The sequence below is a fragment of the Streptomyces sp. NPDC029138 genome (genome assembly GCF_055564375.1).
This window is the reverse complement of the sequence record NZ_JBVHWM010000021.1, coordinates 70,029-86,046: the sequence shown is the minus strand read 5'-3', so window position 1 is coordinate 86,046 and position 16,018 is coordinate 70,029. Positions and strand designations below refer to the sequence as shown.

The following is a 16,018-nucleotide window of genomic DNA, read 5'->3' as shown; positions in this document are numbered from 1 at the left end:
TACGTCATCAAGGCGGCTCGCTCCGCTCACCGCGCGCGGCCCGGCCCCCGGCCGGGCCTGCGCTCCTGTCTCCGCCCCCCTCCAGCCCGGCCGACGCCCGTGCCGCGCTCTAAGCGTTCAGCCGCCTGACACCAGAGAAGGGGTACGTCGTGGCTGGGGCGGTCGGCTCCACGGCTTTACGGAGCCACTTTGGCGCGAGCCTCGAAGATCACGGCCCCAACGTCGTGCTTTACCGGGCAGGTCCACAGACTGCCCGACGCGCCGCAAGCTTACGGGGCCATGATCACTCGCGCCAAAGCAGCGCCACCCCAAACCCGCTCCACCGACCTCAAGTAATCTTCCGCGCCGCCAGCATGGCCAGTATTAGCTCTGTATCTTCTACAGAATCCACACTAGCCAGGATGGACTCCGGATACCTGGAAAGCATCCTGGCCGCTATTCTGCGCAACTCTTCATCGTCTGTGAAGTCAGGCAAGAGCGCCAGGTTACTCAATTTGTGAGCTAGCACTCGCGGCCGCGCCCCGGCACGCATCCAAGCGATGGGAACCGGGCCATCGACACCAAAGCGAATAGCGAAGGGAAGCAGATTCAAAGATCGGAGACTTTGTTCGTCGAGGCCCCAAGGTCCCTCTGCTTCTTCTTCACGGCCGGCAGCCACAACAGCCGCGATCGCACCCGCCAAAGATGTCAAGCTGTACCCGAACCCATCATTTACGATGCGGATCATCTTTGGCAGTGGATCGGCCTGCCCACGCCCATTCTTTCCCCGAGCATCTTTGCCTGTCGCAATACTAGCGATGTCTAGTAGCGGTGCCCCCTCCATCCATTTTTGAAGTACAGCGTGAAAGACCTGCCATGCTTCAGTACGAGATGTTTCTGCATCAGCCCATAGGTCTTTAAGTATCGTCCCGCCGTAATCCTCCCGCTTCAAGAAATGCAAGGAATGGAAATCGGCCCCTTCAAGGATGCCGAGAAGATCTGAAGCCCACTCTGAAACGTCTTGAGGGGGCCCCATTTCTTCGAGCCGCTGCCGCAATTCCTTGTAGATGAACACGCATTCCGCTAGCGGGATTCCAGCACGATGCGCAGCCAGAGCGACCCACTCAGGAGATTCAGTTGAGCGCAGAAAGCTAGCCCCTATATACTCCAAGGATTCTGCGACATCGGACGCCCGGTCTGCAGCATTGGCTCGATAGGCTCCCCAGCTTTTTTTGATCACACCTCGTGCATCATCTCGGTTACCCGCAAAGGACAAGAAGGTGAAGGCAGCCTGTTCCGCCGCCGTCATTTCTCCGATGTTGAGAGTCCCGTCCAACGAACCCGTGATAATCCCGTCAAGTTGACTTTTTATTTCACTGGACGCATCCTCCTTGGCTAGAAATCTAGCCTTTCCGATAGCCTGGTTTATGTTTACGTTGCGCCCGAATACAAGTCCACGGTTGGGTACGACGATGGCCAACGACCTCGACGAAACCTGGGCTCGGCCTGCCCGCCCGATCGCATTCAGCAGCTGCGCCTGCGCACGCCTGTCTTGTTCCTCTCTATCAGCATCAGGGTCCCAACCAATCTGCGTTCCGCCAACGATTACTGTGGTGGCAGGAAGATTTAGTCCTTGAGCAAGGGTTCCGGTGGCAAAGAGGACCCTGGAGTGATCTCGCTCGAATGAGATCTCGCTAGCTCGCTGCTCCTCTCTGAGCATGGCACCGGTATGGACAGCAACTCCCTTCGACAGCACACCTCGGAGCAAGGATGAAGCTCCAATTTCTGCGTCCGCGAGTTTCATCAGTGCATCGACATCAGCGTCTGCAGAGGCGTTCGCACCTGCTGAGAAGCCGTCAATTTGCAAGGCGCAAGAGAAACTGTCATGCCTGCTTCGGGGTAGGAATACTAGAATCCTTTGATTCTTTTCACCTAGAGCCTGAGACAGTGACTTGACTACTCTATTGCAATAGCTGTCATCAACCGTTCCAACTCCCCGCTTATATATCAAACCCGCCCTGACATTCGTATGCATGAGCTTGTAATCGGACAGGTCGTTGGACTGCCAAGCACCTTGAAGTCCAACAAGCAAAGAGATAGGGACGTCAAAAGGGTAATTGACTCGCCTGGGCGGCAGTTTTTCAAGTGCCTTTTTAGCCTCACTCTCCAATGCCGAAGCTTCATGTGCATCGAAGCCTACAATGGCCCTCAGTGTCCTTGTTGGGCGCCAAGGCGGATTTATTACGAGTGATTCTCTTCCGGTGGCACCTCGCAGCCAGGCCGAAATATCGCCTGGGTTCGCGAGTAGGGCGGAGAGCATTAGGATTTTGACATCGGGCGCTCGATGTAGAACTTCAGCGACCACCAACTCGGCAATGATTGCTCGAGAGTCTTGCGCTCCGATCATGTGCGCTTCGTCAACGATACATAGGGAGAGGTCAAGAAAAATTTCAGGAGCTTGACGAAGAGCGAGAGAGCACTTTTCGGGAGTCATAACGAGAATTGAACGACCCTCGATATCCCGTATCATCTCACCGGTCAGCTCCGTATACTCTGACCCACCAAGGAATTCCCTGACTTTTACCCCATCGTCGGCACGAAAGACCTTTCCTATCTCGCGCCTTATCTGACCAACGAGGGCGTTTGTTGGTGCCAGATATAGAACCCATCCATCTCGAAGAGCCTGAGCTATTGCTATCTCAGCAACGGCTGATTTTCCAGCCCCAGTGGGGACCGATACAACAGCGTGAGAATGAGGTCCCGGAAAGGCCCCATTTGCATACTCAAGCACCCCAGGCCACATCAAAGGACGATTCTTTGCACGATACCTTTGATACCGCAGAAACCTTCCTGAATCATCGGCCGGCGGGGGCACGCTTCTCAGCGCTCGTGCCGATGTTTCCTCGATGGCAAAAGTGAGAAGCAAGAGTAGATGATGCAAGTCGATATGACCTGCGGAAATCGGACGTCCTTCTGAGTCATGCTCCATTCTGTAGAGGAGCTGATGCAATTCTTCTAAGTCATTGCTGACCGACTCATCGTAGGTTAGCCAGAGAACGTGATCTCGTACTGATTTTCCAATGGTGCGAAGGATGTTTGCGCGGGCGCGTTCGCTCAGAGCAAGGTCATGCGGCTCTAGGATTGGAAAATCGTCAGCGGAAGGCGAACTGAGCGTTAGAAGCGATCGAACTTGCTTAAGAACCCATTCCTCGGCAAGGCTCATGATGGAGATCGGGGCGAGCATATCCCCAATCCCTTGCTCTGTCAGAGCCGCATTTGAATCATATCCGGCGATCAAATAAAGAAGCGCCGTCTCGACGATCGTGTACCTTGCTTGATTACCGAAAAGCCAGGCGTCCCTCAGCTCATAGGATTCAGCATCTGCCTCTGCCACAATACTCAGCGCTTCGGCGGCGACAAACGCACAAGACCTCCTCACCTCGCGCGGCAGTTCTTCATTCAAAATCGCGTGAGCCTCAAGTGCCGTTGCAAGCTTGCGCAGATCATTCAAATCCCGTTGATGCTCTTCCGATGCCGATAGGCTGTCAAGCGTCTCTGACCTGCTCAAGTCCCGTCTGTCAACACAGTCTGCCCACGCCCGCGTCAGAATTCTGCGGACTGTTGAGGCATCGAGATCTTGCAATGTGGGCAGACTAGAGAGCATTTGATCTATGCCGCTATTGAACATCAGATAACCACTTCCCTGACCGCACTTCTCATTGCATCCGATATATCGTCGAAGAACTTCTGGAAGTCGCGGAGCTTCACTCCGATGACTCGCCTGCGATCTATCGAAGGGAAAAGGCGGCCGTATACGACACGTTTCGCTTTGAGATCGAAGTATGTCTCATGCACTACCATCGGGAAATAGCATCGATGCTCAAGCCACAATGCGTTGGAGACCTTATCTGCCAGGTCTGGATGTATTACCCGCCTTAGGGCGCCCAGCTTGGCCCTCAACTCAGGGCCGTACTTCATTTCATCGATATCTCGAAAGATCGTCGCTGCCTCAGTTAGCTGCGCGCTGCCGTCGTCGCGTGATGCCTTACTTTCCCCGATTGCGACGACTGGGCCCGAGGCGTCGCTATAGATCGCTAGCGCATCCAAGCCTTGCTGTGTCGGGATAGTATGAAGATCGGCCAATGCTTGAACAGGGCCGTCCAGCATGTCGCTTGCAGACCGAGCTCTCACCATCAACAGGGCATGCATGACCCCTTCTGCTATCCAAGCGTTTCTCTTGGTATCGCGAAACGATATTTCAGAGCGTGTCATGAATTGGTTGTTCGTGCCTACCAGTCGATGAACGGCCTGTTCAATTTCTCGTTGGCCTTCAAGTCCGGTCGGCAGCATGGCATCGCACAGGCTTGCATCCTGTTGTATGGCGCCCGCGAGAGCCCCAACCAAATACAGCCCTAGAGATTCAGCCACCCCGGGAGCTTCCAGGCCGTCAGCGACGATCACCGTATGAGTGGGAGCCCCAGGATCCTCGCGTAGGTCTACCTCGGCAGCGAGAAGCGCGAGTGCTTGATCGATCAGCGCAAGTGGACTTTTAGGGCCAACCATCGCACTCGTCACTGGCCCGACACCTCGCGTTTGGTGGCCGTGAAGTCCAGCCGCGTCAGCAGCTCGCTGTGATCCTTCAGCATGGCCCTGACGTACATCTCGAAGGGCTTCTTGTTCCAGAAGATCGCAGTCAAAGCCTCAATCAGGGCAAGGTAAGCGCTTGGGTTCATCGTCTTACGGGCGCTGAACTGCATCGTCCCCCTCCTCGACCGGCCACCGCGACCACACAGTGACTGACCAATCACGGTACCGCGCTACCGCCTGGTGGTCTGCCTGTACGACAGTGATTGGTGATCGCGGGACTGGGGCCCGTGCCAGATCTGTGCCAGACCCTGCGGGGAACCACGGGGAACACCGGGGAACCAATCGACCGCCCGCCGGGGGCCGACACTGCTCCGCCGCAGGTCAGCCCTGGGAGTAAGCCCCAGATGCCCTTAGCTTCCCAAGCTGAGGTCACACGTCGGCCTGCTGCTTCGTCCGGGCTGCGGCGCTGGGGCGCCGGTCCCGGCCGAGCGGCAGGCCGACCAAGTGCGCCAGGGCAGCAAGTAGCCCCGCACGACGGCGCGAGGAGCGATGTCGTGCGGGGCAGGGCCGGCTGATCACAGGAGTACGCTCGGACGGCGAACAAGCGGCGTCCGAGGGCCGTTCAGGCCGCCGGCGTTTCCCGCCGACGTGGGGAGACACTTTTCTCGCTCTCAGGGACGTCCAGCTCCGCAAGCAGTCCGGCCGTGATCAGCTTCGCCAGCAGTTCGGCCGCATCGGGGCGAACGGTCCCAAGCTGCACCAACCCGTCCCCGGAGACGTTCACGTCAGCCATCAGGCCGGGGAAGTCGGATTCCAACCCGAGCAGCACGAGCTGATCTGCCAAGGTGCCGGCGCTTCGTCGTGCGCGTGCCCAGCCACGGACGTAAGGCACTCCGGGGACCAAGTCCTCCGCTCGCTTGGCCACCACTCCTCGCCGGTCGGTCATGGTCTTAGAGCCTTCCCTTGTGCTCTTCGCCTGGGGCCGGTGCATGCTCGTGCTCGTCGCCGTCCGGGTCGCGGCGGAACCCGCCGGCCAATGCCAAGCGGAGGAGTTCCGCGAGGCGCTCGGCGGTGTCGGGGGACACCCGGCCCAGCTCGACGAGGCCGTGCCCGAAGGCGTTCAAGTCCGCGCGCAGGTAGGGGAAGTCCTTCTCCAGACCGGCCCGCACCAGTGCACCCCGCAATGCGGTCGTCGCGTTCCGTGCCGCGTACCATCCCTCACTCTCCAGAGGCGACCACGCCGCCGCGTCGCGCCCATCGGTCGGCTGGTGCGGCATCAGTGATCGCTCTCCTCGGGGAGCGCAGCGACCGCCGCGTACGGAGTCGGGTACTGCTCGTCGAAGCGGTCGATCCTTGCCAGCAGTTCCGCGGAGGCCACCAACGCTGTCGCGAGAGCGACCGGGCGTAGCGGATTGGCCTCCGGTCGACGCGTAGGCGGACGAAGCCACTGGTAGCGGTCGTCGAAGAGCGGGATGGGGCCGGGAACGACTACGGCGGAACCCTCGTCGAGGTAGCGGTACGTCGGAGGAGCCATGGTTTCGCGTTGGAGGTAGTACGTGAAGGCCTCGCGGCTCTGGGAGTTGAGGAAGAACCCGACTCGCTGCGCCTTGCGGTCGACGGCGGTCGGCCCGAACGGCATTCCACTGCGCAAGAGCCGGTCGTACATCTCCAACCCGAGGCGCTGGTCCACGCTCAAGACGTCAAAGAGGCGCCCGGTCGGGAGCAGGACGGGCATCCGTGGGTCGTCGGCCCAGATCTGCTGGCACTCGACCGGGTTTTCCGCCGCTGCGGACAGCCATTCCATGCCCCGCCTGGTCATCCTGTGCACGTCATCTCACCCTCAGTCGGACTACCGTGCGGCCGCGATGCGGCCGTAGGTCCAGATTCACGGCTCAGTACCTGACCAGGGCAGATGACGAGGGGTGACGGGGGATGACGCGTCGACGCATGTCACGTCATCCCCCGTCACCCGCATACAGGCAGACGATCTCCGGTTACTGCCTGCAAGAGGCGATGACCAGCGCGTACATTCGGTCAGCGAAGGGGAGTTGCCACACCGGCGCATGCGCACGGGAGTAAAGGGGCGCCACTCGATGAAGCCGACCAGTGTCCGCTTACGTGAGGCCCGAGCCGGCCGAGGCTGGAGTCAGTCAAGGCTCGTGAGGGAGTTGCGCCAGGTAGCCGCCCAGCGCGGCCATCAGCTCCCGTCGGACGCCAGTGTGAAGCGCCGTATCGCGAGTTGGGAGAACGGCCACAGCAGCCCCGACGACTTCTATGGTCCGCTGCTCTGCGATGCCTTCGCCGCGAGTGCGGCAGAACTCGGGCTGAGCCACGGAGAGCCGAAGGACGCTCCGGTACTCGACGCCGCGTATCCCGCCAGCCCGGATGACGCGATTCAGACGGTCAGCCAGTTGTGGCGTGCGGATCTCAACCAGTACGACCCACTGCTCACGGCGGAGCCGTCGGAGCCCGCCTGGAGCGAGGCATCCCTCCGGTGGCTGGTCGCGCCGGAGCCGGGGGTCCCCCGTCCACGATCCGAGGGAATCCGAGTCGGTCTCGGCGACGTGGCGGCCGTGAAGACCACCGCCGACATGTTCGCCCGACTCGACGACCAGTTCGGCGGAGAGCACGCGCGGCACTCGGTTATCCAGTACCTGAACAATGACGTGGCCCCCCTGCTGCGAGGCCGGTTCACCGAGCAGGTAGGCCGAGCCCTGTTCTCCACCGTCGCGGAGGCCACGCTCCTTGCCGGTTGGATGTCATACGACGCCTGCCATCACGGACTCGCCCAGCGGTATTTCCTTCAGGCGCTCCGCCTTGCCCAGGACGCCAACGACCGCCGGCTTGCTGGCAGCATCTTGTCGGCGATGAGCCACCAGGCGACTTTCCTGGGTCGGTACACCCAGGCCGCCACTCTCGCACGTGCAGCGCTCATGGGCATCTCACCGGTGGCCACCCCGACATTGCGTGCCCAGTTCCACGCGATGGAGGCTCGCGCCCTTGCCCGTACCGGAGATGTCGCCGCATGCCAGGCCGCCTTGAGCGCAGCCATGAAGTCGCTGGAAGGCCGAAACCGCGACGACGAACCGGAGTGGATCACCTACTTCGACGAAGCCGAACTCGCCGCCGAGGCCGCCCATTGCTTCCGCGACGTCAACAGTGCTCGGCAGGCAGTTGCCCACGCCGAGAACGCCATGAGCGGCACCCATGTGCGGAGCGACTTCTTCGCGACCATGGTCCTCGCTGATGCTCACCTCCGCGCCGGCGACGTCGAGGAGGCGTGTCGGGTAGCGCTCGATGCCCTCGACCTGGGCGAGCAGCTCAAGTCAGCACGGTGTGTGAGTTACCTGGCCGAGTTCCGGCAGGGCCTCGCAGCGGTCGGCAGCAGTGCGGACGTGAAAGCGTTCACCGAACAGGTCAGAGAGCACAGGTTGTGGGTAGCCTCTGACGCGCTTGTCAGTGCCTGATCGCATGACAGCGCGTGCTCAGAACGGGCCCCACCTGTCCCGACCCTCCCCCGTGCGAAGGGACCGCACCCGGCGGGCGAACTCAGCGGCAGACCGCTCGCTCGTCGTGACCTGGTGGCCAAGCCACGAGACCATCATCAGCTCACGCAGGTCGGCCAGCGTTGCGTAGCCCGGCCAGTTCATCAGGTCGAAGCCGTACCGGTGCACGAACTCGGCGTACTCCGCCTTCGTGTGCCAGCCGTACCGGTCGTAATAGATCGCCGTCTGGATCAGGTCCCACTCGCGCGGGGCGAGGGCGACGCCGTCCAGGTCGATGAGCACCGCGTGCCCGTCCCTGTGGCGGAGGATGTTCCCGATGCTGGCGTCACCGTGAATCATGCCGAAGGGGAGGACGAAATCGAGGCGGTCGTAATCCTTGGCGAGGGTCGCCGCTCGCTCGTCCAGGAACGCCCGGTCCTCCGCGGATACGCCGTCCAGGCCGGCGAGGGACGCCGCCAGCTTGGCCAGCGGGTCGAAGTAGGGCAGGCCCAGGGATTCGGGCTCCTCAAGCCAGTGCAGGCGCCGCAGGAGATCGGCCAGCTCGCCGACCGTCGCGTACTCCTCGCGGTCCTGGACGCTCTCCCAGAAGGTGACCACCAGGCCATCGACGATGAGCGGCTGCGCGACCGAAGCCGGCACACGCATGGACGGGAAGTCCTGCGACGCGAGCCACCGGGCGACGCTCACAGCACGTTCCATCTCAGCGAGCGTCGACGGATCACGGGCGATGCGCACGATCACGGGTAAGGACGTCAGGCGATAGACGGCGTTCGACCCCAGGCGCAGCAGTTCGGCACCACTGGAGTCGAGTCCCGCCCTCGCGCACGCCTCCCGGAGGACGGGCTCCAGGCCCTCCGCCGTGAACTCCGCGCCGCCGCCGTCCGGTCTCCCGCTGCTGCCCGAGATCATGCTTCGACCATACGGGCCGGACCGACCGCCCGACAGGCCACCCACGTAATAGGGGCGTAATGATCTTGGTCAGAGCAAGCTCTGTCGCCGCCTCCGGAGCAGGTCAGAGCCCGCACGGCCCCTCACTCTCACCTGGGCTCCGGAGCCGTGTGCGCAGGTTCGAATCCTGCCGGGGGCACCCAGCATGAGGTGCCCAAAGACCCCGTCACCAGCGGAAACGCTGAGGCCGGGGTCTTCGCGTATGTGCAGCCTTGTGCCGCTCAGAGCGGGGCTATGTCAGGGTCCGTGGACGAGCTGTGGACGGGATCTTGGCCCATCGTCGCAGGTGAACCTGTTAGCGGGCTCGCACCCCGTCGCACTGCATCAGACCCGACTGAACGCTTGGGCGAAGACCCGCAAGAGGCGGCCTGGCCCGCGGCTTCCCCCCTCGGCGCAAATGCACCCACCAAGGTCTCTGCCGTGTGCTTATCGCTCAGCGCCTGAGCGAGCTGCTCAACAAGCTCCACGTCTTCCGGATCAATACCCCGAAGGATCTTGACCACCTTCCGCAGCCGCTCCGGAATCTCGTCGTTCGGCCGCACTCCGTACCACTGCTCGGCCACCAGCTCTTCCACGCGGCGCTCGCTCAGCTCCAGCGCTCGCGCAAGGTCCGGGATCAATCCGGGCGCAGGCGGCGCGTCGGCACCGTAGTTCGCCATCTGGTTCCACCACGTCACCGAGCGCACGCCTGACAATGAGGCAATCGACTCGTACGAGAGAGACTCTGCCCGATGCAAGATCGCATCACTGAATACATGACTCACGCCGGGCATTGTGATCCCAAATGGTCAGCCGTGTGAGAGAAACGGGAGAAAACCTGGAAGCGACAAGACCCCTGGATAGCTCCAGGGGCCTCGGTCATGAGCAGCTCGCTCTCACTCGTACTCGCGAAGCAGCTCCTCGATACGCCGGTTGGCAACGTCCTGCCGCCCATCGAGGCACTTTGCGTAGCGAGTTAGCAGGACCTCAACGCTGTTGCCGGCACGCTCGGCGACCTCCGTGGGGTCGACACCCGCGTTCAGCCATGTCGACAACGCCGAGTGCCGAAGGTCGTACGGCCTGCTCGCCAGCGGCGAGGCCGCGACAGCCGGCGGAAGCGCCAGGAGACGAGCCTCCTGCCACACGCGGTAGTAGGTCGAGGACGGGACGACCGAACCCTTCTCGCTGAAGAAGAGCCGCCCGTCATCCGCTGTGCCGAACGTGGCCAGGTGCTCGCGCAGCACTGCGACGAGCTGGGGCGGGATGGGTACACGCCGAACGTCCTCAGCCGGTCGGTTCTTGAGCCCGCGGTCGTCGTGGGTCTCGCCCGAATCCGTCCACTGCTTGCCCACCGAAGGACGGGTTCGGTGGAGCAGCGCCGATCCCCAGCCTTGCTCAGGGAGGACAAGGTCAGTCTGGACCAGGCCGACCGCCTCAGCGGGCCGGAGGCCGCCGAAGTACATCGCCGCGAACAACCCGACGAGACGCCGGCCGCGAGCACGCCGGTATCCACCCACATAGGACACTGCCGCCAGGAGATTGCGTGCCTGCTCAGGGTTGGCCACAACGCGCGGATCGACCTGGTTCGAAACCTTGGGCTTCTGCCAGCGAACCGCCGTGATCGGATTCTCCCGCAGCTCCCCCAGGTCGACCGCGTAGTTCGCAGCGTTGACGAGGGTCCGCCGCTTCCGCCGCACGGTCTCGGCAGCTGCCGCGGTGCCGTCAAGCTTGAGCTTCAGCCCGTCGAGCACCGCGCGAGCCGTTGCCGGTTCAGCGAGGTCCGCGAGCGGTCGAGAAGCCTTCGCTACCCAGTGCAGGACGTTCCGGACATTATCCGGGACTTCCCGCTTGTCGGGACCTGGCAGCACGAAGGCCCAGTTACGTAAGGCCTTGCGGATCTCCTCGTCGGACGGTCGCCCTGCGCGCTCCGCGAGCAGTTCCATGGTCACGCTGGTCAGAGATTCGTTGATGCCGTCTCGCGTATTGGGAGCAGCGTGCGGCCACTTCATTGCGAGATACCTGAGGGCGAAGTCGTACCAGGACAACGGCGACTTCTTCTCTTCCATCGAAGCCGGAAGACCAGTCTCCGTGTCGAACTCTTCGCCGCCCCGCATGGCACTCATAAGCTTCGCTCGGTAGTGATCAGCGAGCGCCTTGGTGCGGAACGAGTCAGAGAAGACGTTGCCCGCGACGGACCAGCGGACGCCGTATGAAGGCGTCTTGGTGTCCCGCTTGCGTACGCCCCAGACCTTGACGTCGAGAGACTTCACGCCGCCTCCTCCAGCTGCCGTAGCCATGAGGTGAAATCACTGCGCCAGACCCGAAGCTCACCGTTGGGGAGCTTGAAGGCGGCCGGCCCCAGCCCCAGCTCACGCCAGCGGTAGAACGTCCGGCGAGAAACACCGCCCAATTCGTCCAACACTTCGCGAACAGTCATCAGTTCGTCGCGGCGGGCGTCCATGTCGGCTCTCCTTCCGTTCCGGGTGCGGGTTCGAGGGACGCCGCAAGCCAGGCTTCGGCGGCCGAAAGGCCGGTTCCGGCGAAGACCCAGTGGGCGAGGACGAGCGTGGTTTCGCCCTCCCGCGGTACGACCGGAGCGGCTTGAGCGCGGCGCCATTCGGCGCGTGCCTCGCGGAGGGCGCCGAGAGTGGTGGAGTAGCGGCGGGACTTGGTGGAGAAGTGACCGCGGAAGCCGAGCATGTGGGCCCAGGCCCTCAGGCGGAGGTCTGCCAGCTCCGGGCGTGCGCCCAGGGCCCAGGCCGTGCGGATCATGCGCCGGGCGTGCTCAGTGATCTGCGCTTGCGCCAACTCGGCGAGGAACCGCAACGGCCGGTCGAGGGTGCCCGTCGCCGTCTCGGCGCCCTTAGTGGCGTACTTGGCGACGTACGACGCCACGGCCCGCTCGGTCAGGTCCTGACCGCCGTTGAAGTCGGCGGAGCGGATCGGGCGGACGTCGAGCTGTCGACCGAAGACGAAAGCGTGCGGTCGGCCGTCGATGTCCGGGCCGTCGACACGGGCCACAGTGGCGGCGGCGTAGATGGCGTCGGTCAGCAGCTCAGCCGTGGCCCAGGCCGGGGGCGCAGTCTCGCCGCCTTCCGGGCCATCGAGGCGGATGACCGCATGGAAGTGGACCGCGCCGCGCTTTTGGTACTCGGCCACCTTCGCGAAGGAGACACGGGCATGGTCGCGGAAGGCGCGTTGGGTGAGGCCGGCGCGCTTGGCGACTTCCCGGCGCAGATAGATCGAGAAGCGCCGCCATAGGGCCCCGGCGTGCGCGTTCCACAGCACGGCCGCTTCGTAGTCGTAGGCGTCCGCATCGAGGGGCGTTCCCAGGGCCGGGTCCTGGTCGTCGTGACGGATGCCGCAGCGGCAGGGGCGACCGCTGGAGGGACGATTGTGGACCGGGCCGAAGCTGGGGGCGGTGAAGGTGGCAAAGACGCGCGGGTGTGTGGTGACGCGTTCCGGGGTGCCCTTGCCGCCACGCAGTCCGGCGGTGATCAGGTGGTAGGTGTCGCGTCGGTAGGTCTCGGCGCAGGCCGCGCACCGGGTGGCCCGGCGGTTGTTGCAGCGGACCAGGAGGTTGCCGGCGGGGAGGGTGGCGGAGTCGAGGTGGTGCAGGGCGCGGCCGATCTCGCCAGTCGTCGTGTCGATCTCGTACTCGGTGCGGTGGCCGTCGAGTCGTACGGGGTGGGTGCAGCCCCCCAGGGTGGAGAGTTGCCGGGCCAGCTCGGGCAGGGTGCCCATTGAGGCCAACGTGGAGAGTTCCGCCAGCGGGGGTGGAGTCTGCCGGGTGATGATGGGACTTCCTTTCGGCTGTTTCGGCGGTTGGGAAGGGACGGCCCCGGGGCGGCGGGATGCTTGGCGGCTTGTTGCCGCCCCGGTGGCCGGTCAGCGCTTGTTCGCGCCGGTGACGAGGGAGCGCAGGACCACGGCGGCGATGGCCACGGACACGGCCGAAACGGCGACCGCCGCGAGGAGTGCGGTGAGCACGACGCCGATGACGGCCACCGTGGCGACCGCGCCCACCCACGGGGTGAGGGAGCGGCCGGCCGGGGGAACCGGGGCGTGGCTTTGCTGGGTGCTGACTGCGTTCGAGGTGGGCAGGGTCGGGATGTCGGGCAGCTTGGGGCGGAGCACGGCGTATCTCCTTGTCAGTGGTGGGTGCCGTTGACGACGTCGACGCCGGAGCGGGTGCCAGAGTCGATGGCCGGGGCGAGGAAGGTGCGCGGACGCCGAGGAACTTGACCGCGCCCCAGGCGATGAGGCCCAGGACCAGGACGAGCGGTAGCGAGACGGTCATGGGAACTCCGTTTCAGCGGATGCGGCAGCGGTGGGTACGGGCGGCGAGCTCGGCGGCGGTGCGGCTGTCGTAGTCGGCGGAGAAGCCGCAGCGCGGGGCGGTACAGGCCGCGGCGTGCTTCTCGCGGCCCCGGCCGTCGTAGTACGTGGCGACCTGAACGGGACCGATGCGGACGACGCGGCGGAAGCGCGGGTTCGCGGGCATCAGGGCAGCTCCTTGGAGTCCGGGTGGTTCTCGCTGGTGAAGTTGGCAACGTGGTCGAGCAGCCACCGCCGGATCTCCTCGCCCTCGTACTCGTCGGCGGTGAGGATCACGGGTTCGGCGATGAGCATTGCTTCGGTGAGGCGGTTCTGTCGGGTCAGCTCGGCGGCACGGTTGAGCGCGCGCAGCGTGGACGGACGCACGGTGCGATGTCCTCCGGATCAGGCGATGTGGGCGGCGATGGCTTCGGCGAGCGGCAGCGGAACGCCGAGGCGCGCGCGCAGGGTTGGGGTGTCGATGACGGACCCGGTCCGGGCCCGGTGTTCGTCGGCGACCTTGCGGGCCAGAGCGACGAGAGCAGGTGGAACGGGCGCGGGTGATGGCGCGGGGACACTGGCGGCAGGCAGTTCGGGAGCCGGGTCGGCCATGGCCCCCGGGCCGTCGCTGCCTGCCGGGGCCGGTTCCGGGCACGGCTCCGCTTTGTGTGAGCCATGGGCGAGCAGGGTTCCGCCGAGGAAGGCGACCGCGGGCCATCCGGCGACGAGGATGCGCAGCCAGGCTGGTACGTCGGCCAGGTCGAGGAGGCCGGCGGTTGCGACGTTGGCGCCGAGGGATGCGGTCAGGGCGACGAGGAACCAGCACCAGGCGGCCTGCTTCGGACCGCCGGAGCGGAGCCGATGCCAGGCGGCGACGAGAAGCAGGTCGACGGAGACGGGGTAGGCCCACGCCTTCCATCCGGTCTGTCCCGCGGCGGCGGCGAGGTCGTGGAGGTGCGCGAAGGAGAGGGCCCCGGCGATGACGGCTTGGACCAGGACCGCGTCCGCGCGGGGAGCGGGGCGAGCCATCAGGACGACTCGCCGGGGTAGTCCGGGCCGTCGTTGGGGTTGTAGTCCGGCGGGAAGACGCCGGGCGACAGATCCGGCAGGGACACGGCCAGGCAGGGAGCCACGGCGTTGACGAACGTTTCGTCAGCGCCATACGTGTCGGCGTACAAGGCCAGTTGGCCGAGTAAGAAGACCGTTCGGACGAAGTCTTCGCAGTCGGGGCACATGGCGGGTGCTCTCCCTTCTTCCAGGGATGGCGGGGTAGGGACTCGGCACGGAACGCCGTGCCGGGCGTGGGCGGGAGCGGTGACTCGGCGACTCGGTGACCGGATGAGGAGAAGCCACCGGTGCAGGCGCCTCTACAGGCGCCGTCGAGACCTAGGGGTGGAAGCCGGAGAGGGCCGGTACATCGGGGGCGACGTGGGCCGCAGCGCGGCAGGTGGCCGCCGCGTCGGCGAGGGAGAGATTCGGGGTGCGGATGCGGGACCAGCCACCTGAGGTGTCGCCCGTGACGGCCAGACCGGGCCGCTCGGAGGGGATGGAGCATGCGGCCCAGACGGCTTCCGGGGCGATGTCCCCCAGGGCCATCTTCGCCGAGGCTTCGTCGTTGACCCGGTGACAGACCCGGCCCGTGAGCTGGGCACGGAGCATGGTCGCGCCCTTGCCCAGTTCGGCACCGAAGCGCTGTCCGCACACTTGCAGGTAGATGCCGGCCGCGCGGCCGAGTTGGGCGAGGCGGATGAGCTGGGTGACCATCTCGTCGCGCCGTTCCTCTTCCTTCCGTGAGGCGACGAGGAAGAGTTCCGCCACCTCGTCGACGAAGAGCACGATGGGCGCGGGTCGTTCGGCGTCCGGCAGTCCCCAGATGTCCGAGGTGATCAGTTCGTCCGGGGTGCCAGGGGCGATGCCCTGCCGGGCCTTGATCAGGTCGTATCGGTCCTCCATTTCCTTCACGAGCACCGGCAGCAGTTCGGCCGCCTGGTCGGGGTCGGTGGCCAGTGCGGACAGCCGGGCGGCGAACGGGGCCAGTTCGACCCCGCGCTTGCAGTCGATGCCGACCAGGACGACCGGCTGAGTGGCCAGGCCGGCCAGCAGGTTCCGCAGGTACATGGACTTACCCGAGAGCGTGGCGCCGAGGACGAGTTCATGCGGTACGGCGCGGTAGTCCCGGACGTACGCCGTCGCGTCCTCCCGCAGGGCCACCGGAACGCGGAGCAGTCCCAGGCCCGTACGGCCGCGGGGCATGCGCACCTTCCTGAGGACGTCAAAGCCGACGAGGCGCAGTTCGACAACCCCCGGCTTGACGTCTCGGACGTGCACGGCGTGGACGCCCCAGGCGTGCCGCAACCGTTCCACCGAGGCCGCCACGTCCGCCGGCTCCTGTCCGGGGGCCAGGCGGAGCCGCATGCGCAGGCCGGTCGTGGTCGGGCGGATGAGGCCACGGCGGGGCGGCACCGGCCGGACTTCCCGCCGGGTGGTGGCCCGCACGGCCAGGGCCCTCCAGCGCGGAGGCTCGACCGTCAGGCCGCAGGCATCCATGGTCGAGGGGTACGAGGCCAGCAGCCGGGCCACCGACACCGGCAGCCCGACCGCGGACCAGTACGCCGCGGGGTGAGCGTGCCGGAGGTAGGCCGCGCCGCCTATCGCGGCGAGCGACCCGCCCAACTCGGCCACCGTCACCAGCTCCGTCACGA

16 protein-coding genes, 1 tRNA gene and 1 pseudogene are annotated in these 16,018 nt (G+C 64.8%); 2 read left to right on the top strand and 16 right to left on the bottom strand.

What is annotated here, in order from left to right:
• Positions 1 to 328: 328 nt before the first annotated feature.
• The 6 genes from ACZ4WH_RS19045 to ACZ4WH_RS19020 all read right to left on the bottom strand — a co-directional run bounded on the left by ACZ4WH_RS19045 (position 329) and on the right by ACZ4WH_RS19020 (position 6,370).
• Complete coding sequence (locus ACZ4WH_RS19045; protein WP_468181806.1) at positions 329 to 3,547, bottom strand: DEAD/DEAH box helicase; 3,219 nt, start codon at positions 3,545 to 3,547, stop codon at positions 329 to 331.
• A 119-nt stretch (positions 3,548 to 3,666) separates the two neighbouring features.
• Positions 3,667 to 4,554 (bottom strand): hypothetical protein, encoded by an 888-nt coding sequence (locus tag ACZ4WH_RS19040; RefSeq protein WP_468181804.1) that lies wholly within the window; start codon positions 4,552 to 4,554, stop codon positions 3,667 to 3,669.
• On the bottom strand, positions 4,551 to 4,736 hold the full coding sequence (locus tag ACZ4WH_RS19035) for a hypothetical protein (RefSeq protein WP_468181802.1): 186 nt from the start codon (positions 4,734 to 4,736) through the stop codon (positions 4,551 to 4,553). The genes ACZ4WH_RS19040 and ACZ4WH_RS19035 overlap by 4 nt, the downstream gene beginning before the upstream one ends.
• 452 nt (positions 4,737 to 5,188) lie before the next feature.
• Complete coding sequence (locus ACZ4WH_RS19030; protein ID WP_468181800.1) at positions 5,189 to 5,410, bottom strand: hypothetical protein; 222 nt, start codon at positions 5,408 to 5,410, stop codon at positions 5,189 to 5,191.
• A 106-nt stretch (positions 5,411 to 5,516) separates the two neighbouring features.
• Complete coding sequence (locus tag ACZ4WH_RS19025; protein WP_468181798.1) at positions 5,517 to 5,843, bottom strand: hypothetical protein; 327 nt, start codon at positions 5,841 to 5,843, stop codon at positions 5,517 to 5,519.
• A complete protein-coding gene (locus ACZ4WH_RS19020) occupies positions 5,843 to 6,370 on the bottom strand; it encodes a bifunctional DNA primase/polymerase (RefSeq protein WP_468181796.1) in 528 nt (175 codons plus the stop codon). Before ACZ4WH_RS19020 ends, ACZ4WH_RS19025 begins: the two co-directional genes overlap by 1 nt.
• A 415-nt stretch (positions 6,371 to 6,785) precedes the next feature.
• Between ACZ4WH_RS19020 and ACZ4WH_RS19015 the strand changes: the two genes are divergently transcribed.
• Positions 6,786 to 8,033: a hypothetical protein gene (locus ACZ4WH_RS19015; protein WP_468181794.1), complete on the top strand. Its 1,248-nt coding sequence runs from the start codon at positions 6,786 to 6,788 to the stop codon at positions 8,031 to 8,033.
• An 18-nt stretch (positions 8,034 to 8,051) separates the two neighbouring features.
• On the opposite strand, the gene ACZ4WH_RS19010 is transcribed toward ACZ4WH_RS19015, so the two are convergent.
• Positions 8,052 to 8,981: a phosphotransferase enzyme family protein gene (locus ACZ4WH_RS19010; RefSeq protein ID WP_468181792.1), complete on the bottom strand. Its 930-nt coding sequence runs from the start codon at positions 8,979 to 8,981 to the stop codon at positions 8,052 to 8,054.
• A gap of 89 nt (positions 8,982 to 9,070) precedes the next feature.
• Between ACZ4WH_RS19010 and ACZ4WH_RS19005 the strand changes: the two genes are divergently transcribed.
• Positions 9,071 to 9,159 (top strand) — tRNA-OTHER (locus ACZ4WH_RS19005).
• 82 nt (positions 9,160 to 9,241) lie between these two features.
• Here ACZ4WH_RS19005 and ACZ4WH_RS19000 read toward each other — a convergent pair.
• The 9 genes and pseudogenes from ACZ4WH_RS19000 to ACZ4WH_RS18960 all read right to left on the bottom strand — a co-directional run.
• The gene (locus ACZ4WH_RS19000; RefSeq protein ID WP_468181790.1) at positions 9,242 to 9,784 is read right to left on the bottom strand and encodes a hypothetical protein; all 543 of its coding nucleotides are present in this window, start codon (positions 9,782 to 9,784) and stop codon (positions 9,242 to 9,244) included.
• A gap of 111 nt (positions 9,785 to 9,895) precedes the next feature.
• On the bottom strand, positions 9,896 to 11,269 hold the full coding sequence (locus ACZ4WH_RS18995) for a tyrosine-type recombinase/integrase (RefSeq protein WP_468181788.1): 1,374 nt from the start codon (positions 11,267 to 11,269) through the stop codon (positions 9,896 to 9,898).
• On the bottom strand, positions 11,266 to 11,460 hold the full coding sequence (locus ACZ4WH_RS18990) for a helix-turn-helix transcriptional regulator (RefSeq protein ID WP_353601161.1): 195 nt from the start codon (positions 11,458 to 11,460) through the stop codon (positions 11,266 to 11,268). Before ACZ4WH_RS18990 ends, ACZ4WH_RS18995 begins: the two co-directional genes overlap by 4 nt.
• Positions 11,436 to 12,743 carry a replication initiator gene (locus ACZ4WH_RS18985; protein WP_468181786.1) on the bottom strand — a complete coding sequence of 436 codons (1,308 nt, stop codon included), beginning with the start codon at positions 12,741 to 12,743 and terminating at the stop codon, positions 11,436 to 11,438. Before ACZ4WH_RS18985 ends, ACZ4WH_RS18990 begins: the two co-directional genes overlap by 25 nt.
• Positions 12,744 to 12,887: 144 nt before the next feature.
• Complete coding sequence (locus ACZ4WH_RS18980) at positions 12,888 to 13,136, bottom strand: SpdD protein (protein WP_451210085.1); 249 nt, start codon at positions 13,134 to 13,136, stop codon at positions 12,888 to 12,890.
• A 175-nt stretch (positions 13,137 to 13,311) separates the two neighbouring features.
• Positions 13,312 to 13,503, bottom strand: coding sequence for a mobile element transfer protein (locus ACZ4WH_RS18975; protein WP_364825160.1), 192 nt, complete (start codon positions 13,501 to 13,503; stop codon positions 13,312 to 13,314).
• Positions 13,503 to 13,703 (bottom strand): hypothetical protein, encoded by a 201-nt coding sequence (locus ACZ4WH_RS18970; protein WP_468181784.1) that lies wholly within the window; start codon positions 13,701 to 13,703, stop codon positions 13,503 to 13,505. Before ACZ4WH_RS18970 ends, ACZ4WH_RS18975 begins: the two co-directional genes overlap by 1 nt.
• Positions 13,704 to 13,721: 18 nt before the next feature.
• Positions 13,722 to 14,345 (bottom strand): DUF2637 domain-containing protein, encoded by a 624-nt coding sequence (locus ACZ4WH_RS18965; protein ID WP_468181782.1) that lies wholly within the window; start codon positions 14,343 to 14,345, stop codon positions 13,722 to 13,724.
• A 297-nt stretch (positions 14,346 to 14,642) separates the two neighbouring features.
• A pseudogene (locus ACZ4WH_RS18960) lies at positions 14,643 to 16,016 on the bottom strand (FtsK/SpoIIIE domain-containing protein); the annotation flags it as partial.
• Between the last annotated feature and the right edge of the window lie 2 nt (positions 16,017 to 16,018).

What these genes read in the sequence shown, in the direction of transcription:
- ACZ4WH_RS19035 (WP_468181802.1), bottom strand. Translation starts at nt 4,736, where the DNA reads ATGCAGTTCAGCGCCCGTAAGACGATGAACCCAAGCGCTTACCTTGCC.
- ACZ4WH_RS19025 (WP_468181798.1), bottom strand. Translation starts at nt 5,843, where the DNA reads ATGCCGCACCAGCCGACCGATGGGCGCGACGCGGCGGCGTGGTCGCCT.
- ACZ4WH_RS19020 (WP_468181796.1), bottom strand. Translation starts at nt 6,370, where the DNA reads ATGGAATGGCTGTCCGCAGCGGCGGAAAACCCGGTCGAGTGCCAGCAG.
- ACZ4WH_RS19010 (WP_468181792.1), bottom strand. Translation starts at nt 8,981, where the DNA reads ATGATCTCGGGCAGCAGCGGGAGACCGGACGGCGGCGGCGCGGAGTTC.
- ACZ4WH_RS18990 (WP_353601161.1), bottom strand. Translation starts at nt 11,460, where the DNA reads ATGGACGCCCGCCGCGACGAACTGATGACTGTTCGCGAAGTGTTGGAC.
- ACZ4WH_RS18985 (WP_468181786.1), bottom strand. Translation starts at nt 12,743, where the DNA reads ATGGGCACCCTGCCCGAGCTGGCCCGGCAACTCTCCACCCTGGGGGGC.
- ACZ4WH_RS18975 (WP_364825160.1), bottom strand. Translation starts at nt 13,503, where the DNA reads ATGCCCGCGAACCCGCGCTTCCGCCGCGTCGTCCGCATCGGTCCCGTT.
- ACZ4WH_RS18965 (WP_468181782.1), bottom strand. Translation starts at nt 14,345, where the DNA reads ATGGCTCGCCCCGCTCCCCGCGCGGACGCGGTCCTGGTCCAAGCCGTC.